Annotated in this window: 12 protein-coding genes, 2 pseudogenes and 1 riboswitch; of the genes and pseudogenes, 11 read left to right on the top strand and 3 right to left on the bottom strand. The window is 72.6% G+C overall.

Annotated elements, in window-relative coordinates; translation table 11 throughout:
- Positions 1 to 5: 5 nt before the first annotated feature.
- The 5 genes and pseudogenes from ACIRL2_RS04340 (at position 6) to ACIRL2_RS04360 (ending at position 5,417) form a co-directional block, all read left to right on the top strand.
- The gene (locus ACIRL2_RS04340) at positions 6 to 2,099 is read left to right on the top strand and encodes an RNA polymerase sigma factor (RefSeq protein ID WP_402230059.1); all 2,094 of its coding nucleotides are present in this window, start codon (positions 6 to 8) and stop codon (positions 2,097 to 2,099) included.
- Positions 2,100 to 2,225: 126 nt separating this feature from the next.
- Complete coding sequence (locus tag ACIRL2_RS04345; RefSeq protein ID WP_395868306.1) at positions 2,226 to 3,149, top strand: SPFH domain-containing protein; 924 nt, start codon at positions 2,226 to 2,228, stop codon at positions 3,147 to 3,149.
- Between the two features lie 9 nt (positions 3,150 to 3,158).
- Positions 3,159 to 3,368: pseudogene (locus tag ACIRL2_RS04350) on the top strand (hypothetical protein); the annotation flags it as partial.
- 311 nt (positions 3,369 to 3,679) lie between these two features.
- Positions 3,680 to 4,351, top strand: a complete 672-nt coding sequence (locus ACIRL2_RS04355) for a GPP34 family phosphoprotein (RefSeq protein WP_402230061.1) — start codon at positions 3,680 to 3,682, stop codon at positions 4,349 to 4,351.
- A 31-nt stretch (positions 4,352 to 4,382) separates the two neighbouring features.
- Entirely contained in the window at positions 4,383 to 5,417 is a 1,035-nt protein-coding gene (locus ACIRL2_RS04360) for an EamA family transporter (protein WP_402230064.1), read from the top strand.
- 16 nt (positions 5,418 to 5,433) lie between these two features.
- Here ACIRL2_RS04360 and ACIRL2_RS04365 read toward each other — a convergent pair.
- Together ACIRL2_RS04365 and ACIRL2_RS04370 are read right to left on the bottom strand one after the other, a co-directional pair.
- Positions 5,434 to 5,835 (bottom strand): annotated as a pseudogene (locus ACIRL2_RS04365) (class I SAM-dependent methyltransferase); the annotation flags it as partial.
- Positions 5,836 to 5,847: 12 nt separating this feature from the next.
- Positions 5,848 to 7,173 (bottom strand): YihY/virulence factor BrkB family protein, encoded by a 1,326-nt coding sequence (locus ACIRL2_RS04370; RefSeq protein WP_402230067.1) that lies wholly within the window; start codon positions 7,171 to 7,173, stop codon positions 5,848 to 5,850.
- A 538-nt stretch (positions 7,174 to 7,711) separates the two neighbouring features.
- Between ACIRL2_RS04370 and purB the strand changes: the two genes are divergently transcribed.
- Both purB and ACIRL2_RS04380 read left to right on the top strand, forming a co-directional pair.
- Positions 7,712 to 9,154 (top strand): adenylosuccinate lyase, encoded by a 1,443-nt coding sequence (purB, locus tag ACIRL2_RS04375; RefSeq protein ID WP_395868298.1) that lies wholly within the window; start codon positions 7,712 to 7,714, stop codon positions 9,152 to 9,154.
- Between the two features lie 1,170 nt (positions 9,155 to 10,324).
- Positions 10,325 to 11,866 carry an ATP-dependent DNA ligase gene (locus ACIRL2_RS04380; RefSeq protein ID WP_395868447.1) on the top strand — a complete coding sequence of 514 codons (1,542 nt, stop codon included), beginning with the start codon at positions 10,325 to 10,327 and terminating at the stop codon, positions 11,864 to 11,866.
- A gap of 21 nt (positions 11,867 to 11,887) precedes the next feature.
- Here ACIRL2_RS04380 and ACIRL2_RS04385 read toward each other — a convergent pair whose 3' ends face one another.
- Positions 11,888 to 12,742, bottom strand: coding sequence for an amidohydrolase family protein (locus ACIRL2_RS04385; RefSeq protein ID WP_402230069.1), 855 nt, complete (start codon positions 12,740 to 12,742; stop codon positions 11,888 to 11,890).
- Between the two features lie 141 nt (positions 12,743 to 12,883).
- On the opposite strand from ACIRL2_RS04385, the gene ACIRL2_RS04390 reads away from it, so the two are divergent.
- From ACIRL2_RS04390 to mug, 4 genes are all read left to right on the top strand, one after another.
- Positions 12,884 to 14,599, top strand: coding sequence for an alkaline phosphatase D family protein (locus ACIRL2_RS04390; protein WP_395868294.1), 1,716 nt, complete (start codon positions 12,884 to 12,886; stop codon positions 14,597 to 14,599).
- A gap of 133 nt (positions 14,600 to 14,732) precedes the next feature.
- The gene (locus ACIRL2_RS04395; RefSeq protein ID WP_402230073.1) at positions 14,733 to 15,194 is read left to right on the top strand and encodes a MarR family winged helix-turn-helix transcriptional regulator; all 462 of its coding nucleotides are present in this window, start codon (positions 14,733 to 14,735) and stop codon (positions 15,192 to 15,194) included.
- A 5-nt stretch (positions 15,195 to 15,199) separates the two neighbouring features.
- Positions 15,200 to 16,024, top strand: coding sequence for a GNAT family N-acetyltransferase (locus ACIRL2_RS04400; protein ID WP_402230075.1), 825 nt, complete (start codon positions 15,200 to 15,202; stop codon positions 16,022 to 16,024).
- 80 nt (positions 16,025 to 16,104) lie between these two features.
- Complete coding sequence (gene mug / locus ACIRL2_RS04405; RefSeq protein WP_395868445.1) at positions 16,105 to 16,698, top strand: G/U mismatch-specific DNA glycosylase; 594 nt, start codon at positions 16,105 to 16,107, stop codon at positions 16,696 to 16,698.
- Between the two features lie 874 nt (positions 16,699 to 17,572).
- Positions 17,573 to 17,824: riboswitch (cobalamin riboswitch) on the top strand.
- Positions 17,825 to 17,834: the final 10 nt, after the last annotated feature.

Consider the following 17,834-nt stretch of genomic DNA (forward strand, 5'->3'; position numbering starts at 1 on the left):
CACACATGCGACACGGCGGCGACGAGAACACACCGGACCCGGCGACCCGACCCGACCCGAACGGCCGCGGCTCGCAAGCCGACCACGGCGGTCCCGACGACCGCGCCGGGCACACCGACCGCAGTGCCCTGGGCCGCATCCGCCGCACCCGGGTCGACCTCGTCGAGCTGTGCCGACGCCGGCTGGACCAGGGGGCGGTGCGCCGCACCGAGGCCCTGCTGGTCGGGCGCTACCCCGAACTCGTCCGGCTCGCCTACCTGATCCTGCCACCCACGATGGAGCGGCACCGACGGGTGCTGGCCGCGCACGCCCTGGTCCAGGACGCGCTGCCGGGCCGACTGCGCGACCTCGGACGCGGTGCCGGCGGCCCCGACGGCGCGGACATGAGCGACGCCGACCTGCTCCGGCTGCGCGTCGTGCGCGGCGCGCTGCGCCTGAATCGTTCCACCCGGCGCCGGGTGCTGCTGCCGCAGGTCTGGGGGCTGCGCCTGTTCCCGCCGACCGGCGGCGCGGACGCGTTGGCGATCGAGCAGGCGCTCGGCCGACTGTCCGGCCCCGCCCGCGCGGTCCTCGTGCTGCGCGCGCTGGACGGCCTCGACCCCATCGAGGTGGCCGAACTCCTGCTCGCCGCCGGTGTCGAGGACGTCCTGGCCGCCGAGGCCGAGGCGGATACCGCCGAGCCCGCGCTGCGCCCGGTCGAGGCTCCGGCCGGCCCCGGGTTAGCGGCCGACCGGCTGCTGCGCGCCGACCAGTTCGACCCGTGCACGCTCCGGGCCAGCCCCTCGGACCTGCTGCGCCGCCGCCGACGCCGGCGCACCGCGCTGGGCGTACTCGCCTCGACCGGCGCGATCGCGATGATCGCCTGGTACGCGACCGACCGCACCGCTCCCTCGGGCGACCGCGGCCGGAGCGACCAGGCCGCACCCGCCGCGCAGGTGGTCGCCGGGCCGCCGCGATCGATCCCGGCCGGTGCCTGGAACACCACGACCCGGCTCGACTTCGAGGTCTGGTCCACCCGAGGCGCCCGGGCCGGTGACGAGGCGCTGACCCGGCGCGCGGTCCGGGCATGGACCGATCCCGAAGACGGCACCCCCGTCACCCTCGGCCCGGACGCCGCGGTGGGCCCGCCGTCGGGCACCCCACGCCTGCTGTATGCGGGTGACGTCGCGGGCGCCGCCGTGGTGTTGCTCGCCGACGGCACGCGCCTGGCCCGCTACACCGAGGAGCACGGCCGACACCGACTCGACGTCGCCTCGTCCGACGACTCGGACGAGCGCTCCGCTTCCGCCGTGGTGCTGCGCCGCGACCCGGCCGGCGTGCGCATGCTGCTCGCGCCCTGGGTCGACGAGGCCGCCGTGCGCGACCTGCGTCGTCCCGAGGACAAGGGCAAGCCGCTCGCGATCACCGGCGGCATCACCGCCCCGATGCCCGATCTCGGCACCGCCGCGAAGGACTGCGCCACCGTACCCGTGCTCGAACTGCTGTCCGGGCGCGCCGCCGACAACCACCCCTACCTGCTCGCGGACCTGGGCGAACTGACCGCCACGCACCTGACCTACATGCCGCCGCCGGACTACTTCCACACCGGTCGCCCCTCCGAAGCCGCCTCCAGTGAACGCGCCCTCAACACCTGGTCGCGGACCGCGTGCGCGTTGGCCACGCTGCGCGGACGGGGCCTGCGGCTGGTCAACAACTGGGAGTTCGCGCATTTCGACCTGCCCGAGTCCGCGGGGGAGGCGATGTGGTCGTGCCTGCACGCGTTCGACCGCAGGGGCGGCGGTGACGTCGTGGTCCAGTTCCTGCCGCCGGGGGCGAGCGCGACCGGCGCGCAGACCGTCAACCGGCTCACCGATTCGCCCGCGTGCAGCCGCTCCGGCAACGACATCGTCACCTCGACCTGGTGGCGCTCGCGCACCGGCACCTGGTATCTGGTCGCGGCGGGCACCCGCGACGTGGTCAAGGTGAGCGCGTCCGGCTCGGTCACCGGCTCCGCCGACGCCCGGCAACTCGTGATCAAGGCCCCTCCCGGCGCGCTTCCGCCCGCGCCGGCGCTGGCGGCCAACGTCCGCAACGGCACCACGATCAAGTCGCTCGGCTGATCGACGGGCCGCCCACACGGACGACCGGCCGGGCCGCGGGCACGATCGAGGTTTCTCCCTTGCCTAAAAGTGATATCACTTTGCTATGGTGGTGATGGCACATCGAAGCGATCGGGGAGTGACCTCATGAGCAACATCGGCTCCGAGACCATTGTGGAAATGCCGGCCCCCCAGGTCCGGGAGAAGTTGGTGACCGGCGCCCCCGGGCTGTCCGCGCTCACGGTCGGTCTGCTCTGCGTAGGCGGCGGCGTAGGGCTCACCGTCTTCGGCGCACTGCAGCACGGCGGACAGAAGGCCGCGGGCATCACCGCGGGCATCGTGATCATCGTCGTGTCGCTGTTCTCCCTGCTGGGGCTGACCACCGTCGCCCCCGGCGAGGCCCGGGTGCTCCAGTTGTTCGGGCACTACAAGGGCACGCTGCGCAAGGACGGCCTGCGCTGGGTGAACCCGTTCACCAACCGCACCAAGATCTCCACCCGCATCCGCAACCACGAGACGCAGACCGCCAAGGTCAACGACAACGACGGCAACCCGATCGAGATCGCCGCGGTCGTGGTGTGGCAGGTCAAGGACACCGCGCAGGCCAGGTTCGAGGTGGACGACTTCGAGGAGTTCGTCGCGATCCAGACCGAGACCGCGGTGCGGCACATCGCCAACAGCTACCCGTACGACGACCACGGCAACGGCGGCATGTCGCTGCGCGACAACGCCGACGAGATCACCGGCAAGCTCTCCGCCGAGATCGGCGCGCGGGTTGCCTCCGCCGGGGTCAGCGTGGTCGAGTCGCGGATCACCCGACTGGCCTACGCGCCGGAGATCGCCCAGGCGATGTTGCGCCGCCAGCAGGCGGGTGCGGTGGTCGCGGCCCGGCAGCGGATCGTCGAGGGCGCGGTGGGCATGGTCGAACTTGCACTGACCCGGCTCGAGGAGGGCGACATGGTGGAACTGGACGACGACCGCCGCGCGGCGATGGTCAGCAACCTGCTCGTGGTGTTGTGCAGCGAACAGGCCACCCAGCCGGTGGTCAACACCGGTTCCCTGTACGCGTAGTCGGTCCTCGTGACCGAGCGCAAGAAGATCCTGCTCCGACTGGACCCCGCGGTGCACGACGCGATCGCCAAATGGGCGGCGGACGAACTGCGCAGCACCAACGCGCAGATCGAGTTCCTGCTCCGGCGCTCGCTGGGCGACGCGGGCCGGATGCCGGGCAACGCCGGCCGTCCGGCCCGCCGGGGCCGACCACCCAAGGCCGACCCCGCGTCCTCCGGGCCCGCGTCCCGCGAGTCCCGGTCTTCGGAGCCCGAGTCCGCGTTCCGCGAGTCGGAGTCCTCCGAGTCCGAGTCCTCCGAGCCCGAGTCCTCCGAACCCGAGTCCTCCGAACCCGAGTCCTCCGAACCCGAGCCCGGGTCCTCCGAGTCCGTATCCGATACCGAGCCCGGCGGAGGCGACGGTGGCGATCGAGGCGACCCTGGCGGTGCTGGTCGGCGTGGTGGCCGCCGTGGCGACCCTGGCGACCTCGGTACCGCGCCGTGACGACAACCCCGACGACGATGTGACGTCCTGGCGCCGAGGAGGCCGACGTGAACCAGTCCCTGGAGGTCGACATGAACGTTTCCATGGCCCGGCAAGTGTTCCTGCTCGCCTACAGTCCCGAGCGACGCCGACTGCTGAGCCGGGCGCACCTGGGGGTGACGCTCCAGGCGGCGGCCCTGTACGACCTGTACGAGCGGGGCCTGATCCGTGACGACGACGGAAAGGTGACGGTGACCGCCCGCCGGGGCACCGTCGTCGCGCACTGCGATCTGGCTGCCGACCTGCTGGCCAGGATCACCGCGAGCGAGCGAGCGCACCGGTGGCGCCACTGGGTCAAGAAGGGCGCGCGACAGGCCGTCGGCCGAGTCGGTGCCCACCTCGAACGCGAGCGGTTGATCAGGTACGAGACGTACCGCCTGCTGGGCATCATCCCGACCCGACGCATCGTCCTGCGCCAACCGCGCCTGCGGACCGAGGCGACCAAGGCGATGTGGGGTGCGCTCAAGGGCACCCAGCCGATCACGCGCGTCCCGGCGGCGGACGCCGCGCTCGCCGCGCTGGCCTTCGAGGGCCAACTGCGCGTGGTGCTGGGCGGTCGGGAACGCCGGGCCGCCAAGGGCCGGATCCGCGAGTTGGAGGCCGGCCTGGGTCCGGTGCCCGAGACCCTGCGCAAGGTGGTGCGGGATCGGAATGCCGCCGACGCCGGGGCCGGCGCGTGAAGTGGCTTGACGATGTCCGTAGTGTCGGAGAATGACCTCCCGCACCACCGCCGACGCGACCTCGCGAGCGCTACCCGCATTCGTCGACCGGCTCCGGCCGGGAGCGCAGGGTCGCGCGGTGTTGCTGGTGCTGGCGAGCGCGTGCTCGATCCAGTTCGGCGCCGCCTTCGCGGCCCGGCTGTTCCCGTACGTGGGCCCGGCCGGCGCGGTCACCCTGCGGCTGGTGCTGGCCGCGACCATGCTGCTCGCGTTCTGCCGGCCGCGACTGCGCGGGCGCACCCGTGCGGACTGGCTCGTGGTGGTCGGCCTGGGCGTGATGTTCGCCGGCATGAACATGTTCTTCTACGAGGCCATCGCCCGGCTGCCGCTGGGCCCGGCCGTCACCCTCGAGTTCCTCGGCCCGCTCGGTCTGGCCGTGGTGTTGTCCCGGCGGCTGCGCGACATGGTGTGGATCGTGCTCGCCGCCGGCGGCGTGCTGCTCCTGGGCCGCGGCGGCTTCAGCGGTCTGGACCCGGTCGGCGTCGCCTTCGTGATGGCTGCGGCGGCCTGTTGGGCCGGCTACATCGTGGTCGCCTCGAAGATCTCCAAGCGTTTCGACGGCATCGAGGGCTTGGCGCTCGGCTTCGCGGTCGCCGCGGTCCTGGTCACCCCGTTCGGCGTGACCTCCGCCGGTACCGCGCTGTTCGAGCCCAAGGTGCTGGGCCTCGGCCTGTGCGTCGCGCTGCTGTCCTCGGCGCTGCCGTACAGCTTCGAGATGCTCGCGATGAAGCACCTGCCGACCGCGACGTTCGGGCTGCTGGCCAGTCTGGAGCCGGCCGTGGCCGCGATCGCCGGCTTCGTCGTCCTGCATCAGTCGCTGGTACTGATCCAGATCGGGGGCATCGCGCTGGTGGTCATCGCCAGCGCCGGTGTCACCGTCGCCCAGTCGCCCAGACGGGCTCGGGCGAAGTCCGATACAGCCGGGCCCGGGCCCGATCCACGACCAGTTCCCGCCGCAGGTGCCATCCCCACTCCGGCCGCAGCACCGGACGCTTGTGCGGAGTCACCACAACGAACGCGGACGTGACCTCGGTCAACGCGTACGCCAGCGCGGGCAGCCGGGACTCCGCGAGCAGGTGCAGCGCGTAGCTGCACACCACGAGCGAGTACGTGCGACCCGTCAGCGCGCCCGCCGCCACCTGCTCGAACCGCAACGGCTCGGCGTCGCGCCCGGTGCGCTCGCGGTAGGCGACGCCGGTGTACGGGTCGACGCCGGTGACCTCGCGCGCGCCGAGTTCGCGCAGCGCGAGGGTGGCCTCGCCGCTGCCGCACGCCAGGTCGAGCACGGTGTCCAGCAGTTCCGGCTCGGCGGCCGACGGCTCGGCCAGTACCTCGGCCAGCACCGCCCGGACGCGGGGCTCGTGCGGATTGCGGTACCGCGCACCATGTGAGGCGTAGAAGCCCTCGGCGCCCAGTTCCTCGTACGCGGGCCGGATCTTGTCCATGCCCTCGATTGTCTACTCCTCGCCCTCCCGCGTGGCCCCGGGTGTGCGGCCGAAGCGGAACCAGCGCTTCCAGGCGCCCTTGGGTTTGGGCGTGTCGCGCATCCGGACGTACGGCTCCAGAGTCGGCGGGTGGCCGCCGGCGATCGCGCGGGCCCGCTCCATCTCCGCGTTGTACTCCGCGCCGAGCAGGATCGCCATGTTGGTCAGCCACAGCCAGACCAGGAACACGATCACCGCGGCGAGCGTGCCGTAGGTCTTGTTGTAGGTGCTGAAGTTGGCCACGTAGTACGCGAACGCGGCGGAGAACAGCGCCCACAACAGCACCGCGAGCACGCCGCCGGGAGTGATCCAGCGAAAGCCCTGCTTGGCGTTCGGCGCGGCCCAATACAGCAGCGCGAACAGGAAGTTGACCACCACGATCAGCACCGGCCACTTCGCGTAGTCCCACAGCAGCACGCCGGCCTCGCCCACGCCCAGCGCGTGCCCCGCCTGTTTGGCCAGCGAGCCGGTGAACACCACCGCGATCGCGCAGACCGACAGCAACACCAGGGTCACCACGGTGACCGCGATCCGGGTGGGCACCGTCTTCCACAGCGGCCGGCCCTCGGGCACGTCGTAGATCGTGTTGCACGCGCGCATGAACGCGGCCACGTAACCGGACGCCGACCACAGCGCCAGGCCCAGGCCGGCCAGGGCCAGCGGGCCGGCGGCACCGCGGCTGTTCTCGAGGTTCTGGATCGCGTTGATCACGATCTGGTGCGTTTCGGTGGGCGCCACGTTCTGCACGTTCTCGGTCAGCGCGTCGGTGGCGGAGCGGCCGGCCAGGCCGACCAGGGAGACCACGACCAGCAGGGCGGGGAAGATCGACAACACGCTCTGATAGGTGAGCGCGGCCGCCCAGATGTTGAGGTCGTCCTCCTTGAATTCGCGGATCGTGCGCCACGCGGCTCGGAACCACGACGAGGTGGGCAGGTCGGTGGGGCGTTCGGGGAGGTGCGACTCGGGGGGTGGTTCGTCGGCTGTGTCGGGCTTGTCGAGGTCCACTGGTGGGGTGGGCCGGTCTTGGTTTCGGTCTTGGTCCCGGTCCCGGTCCCGGTCCCGGTCCCGGTCCCGGTCCCGGTCCCGGTCCCGGTCCCGGTCCCGGTCTCTGTCCCGGTTCCGGGGCTTGGGCTTTTCCGCGTCGCGCGGGCCCGGGAGCCGTCCGGTCTCGTCCTCGGTTCCGCCGCGCGGGGGTGGTTCCTTGGCCCGGTCCGTGCCCCCGCGCAGTGCGCGGGCGATTCGCTCCTCCCGCTCGGCGCGTTCTCTGCGTGCGTTTCGCGCGTCCTGCCGCCTGCCCATGAGCCCGCCCCCAAGGTCGTCCCGCGATGGCCGGCGTCTACCCGGCGGCGGGCGGCACATGCGATGCCGGGCACGGGTTGTGACGCGGCGTCAGCGCCGGGCGCGGACACGATCGGGGCGACGCCGACCAGGCGGACGGTTGTCCCGGCGAGGTTCCGGCGGCCCGGACGGAAACCGTGCACGATGGTCCCTCACACGAGTGAATCGGTGACGAAGACTCCGTCATACGCGGCCAGGATCCGGCCGAGGCTCGGGTTCGAGACGTACGGTGGCGATGTGTCGGGACGGTGGCGATGTGTCGGGACGGTGGCGACGTGTCGGGACGGTGGCGACGTGTCGGGACGGTGGCGAAGCGGGCTCGGGCACGGGTGTCCGGCCCGCTCTCGCGGCGCCGGTGCGGGGCGTGATCACGGACGTACGTCGAAGGCGGCTCCGGCGGCTCCGGCGGCTCGGTAGACTCGCCGCTCGTGACGTACGCGGGGCGTGATCACGGACGTACGTCGAAGGCGGCTCCGGCGGCTCGGTAAACTCGCCGCTCGTGACGTCCCAGCCTGTGCGCAAGCCCCGCATTCCGAACGTTCTGGCCAACCGCTACGCCTCCCCGGCGCTGGCCACGCTGTGGTCCCCCGAGCACAAGGTGGTGCTGGAGCGCCGACTGTGGCTCGCGGTGCTGCGTGCCCAGGCCGACCTGGGCATCGAGGTGCCCGAGGGCGCGGTCGCCGACTACGAGCGGGTGATCGACCAGGTCGACCTGGCCTCGATCGCCGAGCGCGAGCGGGTCACCCGGCACGACGTCAAGGCCCGGATCGAGGAGTTCAACGCTCTCGCCGGCCACGAGCACGTGCACAAGGGCATGACCTCGCGCGACCTGACCGAGAACGTCGAGCAGTTGCAGATCCGCTCGTCGCTGGAACTGGTCCGGGACCGTGTGGTGGCCCTGCTGGTGCGATTGGCGGAGTTGTCCGCGCAGCACGCCGAGCTGGTGATGGCGGGCCGTTCGCACAACGTCGCCGCGCAGGCCACCACGCTGGGCAAGCGGTTCGCCTCGGCGACCGACGAGCTGCTGGTCGCCTACCACCGGCTCGACGATCTGATCACCCGTTACCCGCTGCGTGGGATCAAGGGCCCGGTGGGCACCGCGCAGGACATGCTCGACCTGCTCGGCGGCGACGAGGACAAGTTGGCCGAGCTGGAGGGGCGCGTCGCGGCGCACCTGGGCTTCGAGCACGCGTTCGTCTCGGTCGGCCAGGTCTACCCGCGCTCGCTCGACTACGACGTGGTCACCGCGCTGGTGCAACTGGCCGCCGGGCCGTCGTCGCTGGCCAAGACGATCCGGTTGATGGCCGGGCACGAGCTGGTCACCGAGGGCTTCCAGCCCGGCCAGGTCGGCTCGTCCGCGATGCCGCACAAGATGAACACGCGCTCGTGCGAACGGGTCAACGGCTTCACCGTGATCCTGCGCGGCTACGCCTCCATGGTCGGCGAGTTGGCCGGAGACCAGTGGAACGAGGGCGACGTGTCCTGCTCGGTGGTGCGGCGGGTGGCGCTGCCGGACGCGTTCTTCGCGTTCGACGGCCTGATCGAGACGTTCCTGACCGTGCTCGAGGAGTTCGGCGCGTTCCCGGCGGTGGTCGCGCGCGAGCTGGACCGCTACCTGCCGTTCCTGGCCACGACCAAGGTGCTGATGGCCGCGATCCGGGGCGGGGTGGGTCGTGAGGCCGCGCACGAGGTGATCAAGGAGCACGCGGTCGCCTCCGCGCTCGCGCTGCGCGAGGGCGTCGAACGCAACGAACTGCTCGACCGGCTGGCGGCGGACGAGCGGCTGCCGCTGGACCGCGCGGCGCTGGACACGCTGCTCGCCGACCGCCTGTCCTTCACCGGCGCGGCGGCGGCCCAGGTGGCAGAGGTGGTCCGCCGCGTGGAGACGGTCGCCGCCAAGCACCCGGAGGCGGCAAAGTACCGCCCGGGCGCGATCCTGTAAGCGACCGACGACGGCGATGGGCCGGGCCGCGGGGCACACCCCCGGGTCCCGGCCCATCGCCGATTCCGAACCACGACCGGGACGCACCCGGACACCCCGCGCCCCGAGGCACGGGCCACCCACCACCCACTCCGCGCCGCTGCGGCGCGCGCCGCTGCGCCGCTGCCGGACCACCCGCGTCCCCCGTGGGTATCGCGCTTCGAACGTCTGTGTCGCTGCTGCCTGTTGTGGTCTGCGTTGACTGCGTTGAGGCGTGCATGGGCCGTTCGCTGCGCGCGCGGGTTGCATGCCCGCTACGCGGTCGCGGTCGGGCCGTTCGCTGCGCGCGCGGGTTGCATGCCCTCTACGCGGTCACGGTCGGGCCGTTCGCTGCGCGCGCGGGTTGCATGCCCTCTACGCGGTCACGGTCGGGCCGTTCGCTACGCGCCCGCACTGCCTGGTGCCCCGTCCAGGCGCCGGCGGTTTGCCTGCCTCGCCCTCGTCGGCTGTACATCGGTGGCCCGTTTCTGCTCGGGTGTTGCGCGTCGCCTGTTGCGCTCCGCTTGTCTTGCGTGGCCGTGTGGGCTGCGGATTGCCTGCCTCGTCTGGGCTGCGGGTCGTGCGTCGGTTGCTGCCGTCCGGGCGCCCGGCTCGGCCCGCGTCCGTTGTTGCTCGCTGTGGTCCGCCCGTTCCGCGTCTGCGCCCACGGCGCTCTGTCCGCCTCGCCCGCTGCGCTTCGCTCGCCATCTCCGCTCGCGCGCCGTTCTCGCTTGCTGCGGCCGGTTCGTTCTGCGTGCCTGGGGCGACTGTGCTCTGCCCTCGGCGGCCCGTCTTCGCTCGGGTGTTGCGCGTCGCCTGTTGTGCTTCGCCCGTGCGTGTCGGTGTTGCCTGTTGCGCTCCGCCTGTCTTGCGTGGCTGTGGATCGTCCGCCCGCGCGGTGTGCATCGCTCGCTCTGTGTTGGCTCGTTTTGTGTTTCGGCTGCCTTGGGCTGCGTTTCGCGGGCGGCTTTGGCCACCTTTGGCTTGCCGCGTTGCGCTTGGGCATGACAGGTCTTTGCGCCTGGGGCGTGTGGTTCGTGTGGTTTGGGGGTGGGTGGGGGCTCGGCCGGATGGGTGTCGGGGGCATGAGTCAGGGTGGGGTGGGCGATGGGGGTGGGGGGCTTGGGCGTGAGGAGTTGTGGCGTGGGGTCGCTGTTGTTTTGTGACGTGGCGGTCGTGTCGCGGGAGATCGCGGGCGAGGCCGGGCGGACCGCGAAGGCGGAGTTGGTGGCCGGGTGTCTGCGGCGGGCGGATCCGGCGGAGGCGACCGTGGTGGTGGCCTATCTCGCGGGCGCGCTGACCCAGCGGCAGATCGGGGTCGGGCCGGCCGCGTTGCGTGACGTGCCGGAGCCGGCCGCCGAGGCGTCGCTGACGCTGCTGGAGGTGGACGCCGCGTTGGAGGCGATCGGGACCACCACCGGCCCCGGGTCACAGGCTGCCCGGCGGGCGCTGATCGAGGCCCTGTTCGCCCGGGCCACGCAGGTCGAACAGCGGTTCCTGGCCGGTCTGTTGATCGGCGAGGTGCGTCAGGGCGCGCTGGACGGGGTGATGGCGGACGCCATCGCGCGGGCGGCCGAGGTGCCGGTGGCGGCCGTGCGCCGCGCGCTGATGTTGCGTGGGGCGGCCGGCCCGGTGGCCTCCGCGGCGCTCGTCGGCGGCAAGGCCGCGCTCGCCGCGTTCACGCTGGAGGTGGGCCACGCGGTGCGCCCGATGTTGGCCGCCTCCGCGCCGGATGTGTCCGCCGCGCTGGCCAAGTTGCGGGCCAAGGACCCGGAGGCGAGCGTCGCGCTGGAATGGAAGATCGACGGCATCCGGGTGCAGATCCACCGCGACGGCGAACACGTCGCGGTGTTCACCCGCAGCCTGGACGACATCACCTCGCGCGTGCCGGAGCTGGTCGAGGCCGCCCGCGCGCTGCCGGTGCGCACCGCCGTGCTCGACGGCGAGGCGATCGCGCTGCGCGCGGAGGGCCGGCCGCACCCGTTCCAGATCACCGCGTCCCGGACCGGCACCCACGACGCCGCGCGGTTGCGGGCCGAGACACCGTTGACGGTGTACCTGTTCGACGTGCTGCATGTGGACGGCGCGGACCTGATCGACCGCCCGGGCGCCGAGCGCTGGGCCGCGCTCCAGGCGCTCGCGCCGAGCGAGCTGTTGGTGCCCCGGTTGGTCACCGGCGACGCCGGCGCCGCGGACGCGTTCTTCGTCGACGCGGTCGCGCGCGGCCACGAGGGGGTGGTGGTCAAGTCGTTGGACACCCCCTACACGGCGGGTCGGCGCGGCGCCGGTTGGGTCAAGGTCAAGCCGCGGCACACCCTGGACCTGGTGGTGCTGGCCGCCGAGTGGGGGCACGGGCGGCGGCGCGGGACGCTGAGCAACCTGCACCTGGGCGCGCGCGACCCGGGCGGGGACGGGTTCGTGATGCTGGGCAAGACGTTCAAGGGGCTCACCGACGAACTGCTCGCGTGGCAGACCGAGCGGTTGCAGGAACTGGAGGTCCGTCGGGACGACTGGACGGTGTGGGTGCGGCCCGAACTCGTGGTCGAGATCGCCTTCGACGGGTTGCAGCGCAGTACCCGCTATCCGGGCGGGCTGGCCCTGCGGTTCGCCCGGGTGCTGCGTTATCGCCAGGACAAGACGGCGGCGGACGCGGACGACATGGATACGGTCCGAGCGCTGGCGTCGGACGAGTGAGACCGGTTCCCGCCGCCCACATCACCCGGACCCGGGCGCCTGGATTTTGATGGGGCGGTACAGGGCGCGCGCGTTGTCGTGCATTACGGCGGGGGCCAGGTCGACGCCGACCGCCTCGGCGATGACGTCCAGGTCGGCGTCCCGGAACGGCCTGGGCGCGCGGGTGGAGGGCAGGTCGGTGCCGGCCAGGAGCGCGCGCGGGGAGACGGCGGCCACGGCCCGGAGCGTGGCGGGCACGTCCAGGTCGACCCGGCCGAAGCCGGTGGCCTTGACGTGGGCCCCGCGTTCGACCAGGCGCAGCAGGTGCGGCAGGCCCTCTCGGGACAGGCCCAGGTGGTCGATGCTCACCTTCGGCAGCGCGGTGAGCATGGGTGCAAGGTCGGGCAGATCGCGCGCGTCGAGGTACAGCTCCGCGTGCCAGCCCGCCAGCTCGTATACGCGTCGGGCGAGCCGATCGAGCCCTTCCAGCGCGGCCGAGCCGCCCCGGCGTACGTTGAACCGGATCGCGCGCACACCCGCCGCGTCCAGCTCGCGGATCGTGTGGTCCGCGACATCGGCGCGAAGGTGCGTCACGCCGACGAAGCCGGGCCCGAGCCGGTGCAGCGCGTCGAGCAGATGGGCCGGGTCGAAGCTTTGGAACGAGCCGGACACCACGGCGCCGCCGGTGACGCCGACCGACGCGACGCGGGCGAGGTAGTCGGCGACGGTGAAGGTCGGCGGCAGGTAACCCTGGTTGACGGTGAGCGGGAAACGCGGGTCGACGATGTGCAGATGCGCGTCGAACACCCGGCGCCGGGCCGCGGGGCCGGGTACGGCGGGTCCTCCGGCCGGGAGGTGTGCCGGCGGGTCGGGCGACGCGGTGGGCGAGGGGGGCACGGCGCGGCCTCCGGGTTCGGATCGGGAACGCCGCATACCGTAGCGAAGGGTTCGTGGCCGCGGCGGGCATTGGCGTCGGCCGTGCGGGGCAGGCACATGCCACGGAAGACGTCGATACGAGGGTGGGGAGGGCAAAGGACCATGGCCGAGTTGCTGCTCGGTCCCGTGCTGCGGCACGTGGATCGTACGAGTGCCACCGTGTGGGTGGAGACGGACGCGCCGTGTGTGGTGACCGTGGCGTGCGAGGACGGTGTGGCCAGTGCCGCCACCTGGAACGTGTTCGGTCACCACTATGTGCTCGTGGTCGTCGAGGGGCTCACGCCCGGGCGATCACGGGAGTACCGGGTCCTGCTGGACGAGCGGGTGTGCTGGCCGGACGCGCGCTCGGGTTATCCGCCCAGCGCGGTGCGTACCGCCTCGGCCCACGGCGACGAGCGGGATCTGAATGTCGTGTTCGGGTCCTGTCGCTGGTCGAGCCCGCCGAGCACCGAGGCCGGTGAGGAGCGCCGGCTCGACCCGGACGCGCTGGACACGCTCGCTCGCCGACTGATGCGGGCCCCCGACGAGCCTTTGCCGGACGCGCTGCTGTTGCTCGGTGATCAGGTGTACGCGGACGAGACCTCGCGCGCGATGCAGAACCGGTTGGCGCGGCGGCGCGATCTGAGCAAGGCGCCGGGCCCGCAGATCGCCGACTTCGAGGAGTACACGCTGCTCTATCGCGAGTCCTGGTCCGATCCGCAGATCCGCTGGTTGCTGTCCACCGTGCCGAGCGCGATGATCTTCGACGACCACGACGTGATCGACGACTGGAACACGTCGCACGCGTGGCGATCCGAGATGGCCGCGACCGATTGGTGGTCCGAGCGGATCGCGGGCGCGCTCGCGTCGTACTGGGTCTATCAGCACCTGGGCAATCTCGATCCGGCCGCGTTGGCGCGCGACGAGTTGTTCGCGACGGTCAAGGCCGCGGCGCCGGGCGAGGACGTGGGGCCGCTGCTGCACGAATTCGCGCTGCGCGCGGACGCGGAGGCGGAGGGCAAGACGACCACGCGGTGGAGCTTCCGGCGCGACTTCGGCCGGACCCGGCTGCTGATGATCGACTCGCGCGCGGGCCGGGTGCTGACCGGGGACGCGCGGGCGATGATCGGTGCGGACGAGTTGGCCTGGATCACCGAGCAGGCGGACGAGGGCGGGTACGACCACCTGCTGATCGGCACGTCGTTGCCGTGGTTGTTGCCGCACGGCATCCACGACCTGGAGTCGTGGAACGAGGCGTTGTGCGCGGGCGAGCGGGGGCCGCGGGTGGCGGGCTGGAGCGAGTGGTTGCGGCGGGCGAGCGACCTGGAGCACTGGGCGGCGTTCCGCGACTCGTTCGAGGCGTTGTCCGCGTTGATCGGCCGGATCGCGCTGCACGGCCCCCGGGCGGGCGGCCCGGCGCCGGCGACGGTGTGCGTGTTGTCGGGGGATGTGCACCACGTCTACGCGGCCGAGGCGCGCTGGGTCAGTGCGGGGGAGGGGCCGCGGGCCGGGGAGGATTCGGCGGACCTGGCCCGGGTCTACCAGTTGACCTGTTCGCCGGTGCACAACTCGGTGCCCCCGGCGATTAGGGTCGGATTCCGGTTCGGGTGGGGCCGGATGGCGACCCGCATCGGGCGCGCCCTGGCCCGGCACGCGAGGCTGGCCCCGCTGCCGGTCGAGTGGACGAAGCTGGGCGGTCCGTGGTTCGGCAACCACCTGATGACGCTCACCCTGCACGGGCGCCGGGCCGTCCTGTCCCTGGATCGGGCCGAGGGCGACCGGCACAACCGGGCCGCTCGGCTGCGCCGCGTGGGCCGGGCGACGCTCCGGGAGGGGTGAGGCACGGTCCGCGCGCGGCCCCGGCGAGTCGTGGGTCGGCCGCCTCTCGTGAGGGGCTCGTCTCGTGGAAGTTGCCGAGCGCAACTAACATCTTTTATGGTGGTGGCGAGTCGCCACGAAGAGGAGCCTCGCCATGGCCACCCGGGAAGCCTGCCGGTACCTGCTCACCGAGTTCGAGGGCATCGTCGGCGTCCACCGCAGCCTCGCCAAGGCGGTTCCGATCGGCAGCCTGCCGCCCGGCTCCGCAGTCCTGTTCGCGCTTGCCCGCAGTACGCGGCCGCTGCGCGCCGGGCACGTCGCCGAACTGCTCGACTTGGACATGTCCGTGGTCAGCCGACACATCGCACACCTGGTCGAGCACGGGTGGGTGGAGCGCCGGCCGCACCCGCACGACGGCCGCTCCTTCCTGCTCGGCCTCACCCCGGAGGGTCGCGCGGTGGTCGATCGGGCCACCGACGACCGCCTGACGGTGATCGCCGAGCGCCTCGACGACTGGTCCGACGAGGACGCCCGGACGCTGTCCGAGCTGCTCGCGCGACTGAAGGCCGGGTTGGCACACCGGCCGGTATCGGTGCCGGTGGTCGTGTCACACTGACCCGCATGCCGAAGTCCGCCGCAGAGGCGCGCGCCCACTTGGAGATGTTCTACGACGCGGTGGCCCGCCGAGCCACCCGCACGGAAACGTTCGGCGCGCTGACCCTGTTCATTCGTGAGGGCCAAGGGTGGCCCTTCTACGCACGACCCACGCTCGGCAGCTCCGTCGAGCCCACCGTCGCGGACGTCCGCGCGGTGCGGGCGCGGCAGAGAGAGTTGAAAGTGCCCGAGACGTTCGAATGGGTCGACGAGACCACCCCGGCGCTGCGCGCGGCCGCGATCGAGGCCGAACTGCACGTCCACGAGCACCCGTTGATGGTGCTCGACCCGGCCGAGCTTCCGGCCGAACGCCCGGCCCTGCCCGACCTGGTGACGGTGCGTCGGATCCGGGCGGACGCGACCGACCTGGCGATCGTGCACAGCGTCGCGGCGGTCGGCTTCGCGAACCCGGGGACCGCGTCGGGGACCGACGGCCCGACCGAACGGGATACCGCCGCGCTCGGCCAGGACCCGGGACTGCTGTCCTACCTCAACGAGCGCCTGCGCACCGGCGAGACGGTGATGTTCGCCGCGTACGGCCCGGCCGGGCCGCTGTGCGTGGGCAGTTATCAGCACCTGTACGGCACCACCGAGATCGTCGGTGTGGCCACCCTCCCCGCGGCCCGACGTGGCGGCCTCGCGGCGGCGGTGACCTGGGAGCTGGCCCGGCACGCGCTCACCGACGGGAGCGAGACGGTGTTCCTGTCGGCGGGCGACCAGGACGTGGCCCGCGTGTACGACCGGCTCGGCTTCCGGTCGGTGGGGACGGCGCTGATCGCGGAGGCGCCGTGAGCACCCCGGCGCAGCCCGGACCGCCCGCGAAGCCCGTCGTGCTGCCGATCCCGCCCGGGCGCAATCCCACCGCCGCCGAAATGGCCGCCGCGCACGGCCGGACCATCCCCGACGTGATCGGACCGAACCTGCGGGTGTTGTTCTGCGGGATCAACCCCGGCCTGTGGTCCGGTGCGACCGGGCGGCACTTCGCCCGCCCCGGCAACCGGTTCTGGCCCGCGCTGTACGCCTCCGGGTTCACGCCCCGCCTGCTCGCGCCCGCCGAGCAGGACGCGTTGACCGCGCTCGGTCTCGGCATCACCAACGTGGTGGCCCGCACCACCGCCCGTGCGGACGAGTTGAGCCGGGACGAGTACGTCGCCGGCGGCGCGGCGCTCACCGCCAAGGTGCGCACGTACCGGCCGGCCTGGCTGGCCGTGCTCGGCATCGGCGCGTACCGGACCGGTTTCGGCCGGCCCAAGGCGGTGGTCGGTCGACAGGCCGAGACCATCGGCGACACCCGGATCTGGGTGCTGCCGAACCCGAGCGGCCTGAACGCGCACTGGACGGCGGCGGCGCTCGGCGAGGCGTTCGCCGAACTGCGCACGGCGGCGGCCCAGATCGAAAGCACCCGACCGGAAACGCCACGCACCGAAACCGCCGGGACCGAAAGCACCCGGACCGAAACCACCTGACCGGAAGGCACCCGGCCGGAAACCCGCCGAAACCCATCGAAGGCGGTCGAAGGCTGCCTGAATGCGGCCCGAGGACGACCCGAAGGGGCGCGACCGCCCCAGGGCGCGGTCGGTGCGCCCGGGCCGGTCCGCGCGCCTGTATCCGAGTCGATTCGTCCATCGACCGAGTGGGATCACCCGGTTGGTGGTTACTTCGCGTTCCCTCGCGCGGTTGGGTCGGCATGGAGATCCTGCGGGCCCCGTTCGGGCCGTGGCCCACCGAGGCGTTCGAGACACCCGTGTACGAGGCGTTGGTCGCGGAGTGGCGCGACTCGGGCCGGGAGGTACCCCGGCCGGTGGACCGATGCCCCGACCGCCCGGCGCGACACGCGCGCCCATCCGGGGCCGGCCCCCGCACCGGCCGCCCCTGAGGACGCCGCCGAGGCCACCTCCGAGGCAGCCCACACCGGCCGCCGGAGGCACCCGCCGACACGCCCGGCTCCCGCCTCGCCGACCCGCCCGTCGGACGCCGTACATGCCAGGCACGCCCCGCGGCCGACCGTACGCTCCCAATGCCTCGCCCTCGCCCGCTCGGCCGCCCCGCGAAGGTCTTTCCCTCGACGCCCGGACACCACGTTCGACAGGGGCTCGGCGACGCGCGCCGCGCACAACGCCGGCGTGTCGTGCAGCCATTCGGCGGCCCGCGCGCGAGTACCGTCATGCCGGGCGTACGCCGGGAGGAGACGATTCCGCTCGGCTCGGGAGGCGCCGCGACACCCGGTGTGGACGGCATCGCCGCCGGGAGTGGGCCCGTCCCGGCCGAAATCGTGGTACGTCGGGAATCGCGACACGACACAACACCTGGGGGTGCGACGACCACCCCGCCACTACATATATGCTCTGCGACGCAGCTGGTTCGCCGTTCCGGTTCAAACGGAAAGGCGACGCAAGAGGGAACCCGGTGTGAAGCCGGGACTGCCCCCGCAGCGGTAAGCGGGAACGAATGTCGTCCTGCGGCGCCGAACGCCCGGAGGGGTTCGGCGCGCGACGACCACGGGGAACTCCGCGGCCCGCCGAGCACATCGTGCCCGGTGGCGCCCCGGCATGCCCGCGAGTCCGAATACCTGCCGGCTGTCCGCGCCTTCGGGCGCGGGGTC

The sequence above is a fragment of the Embleya sp. NPDC127516 genome (assembly GCF_044765325.1).
Classification (GTDB): Bacteria; Actinomycetota; Actinomycetes; order Streptomycetales; family Streptomycetaceae; genus Embleya.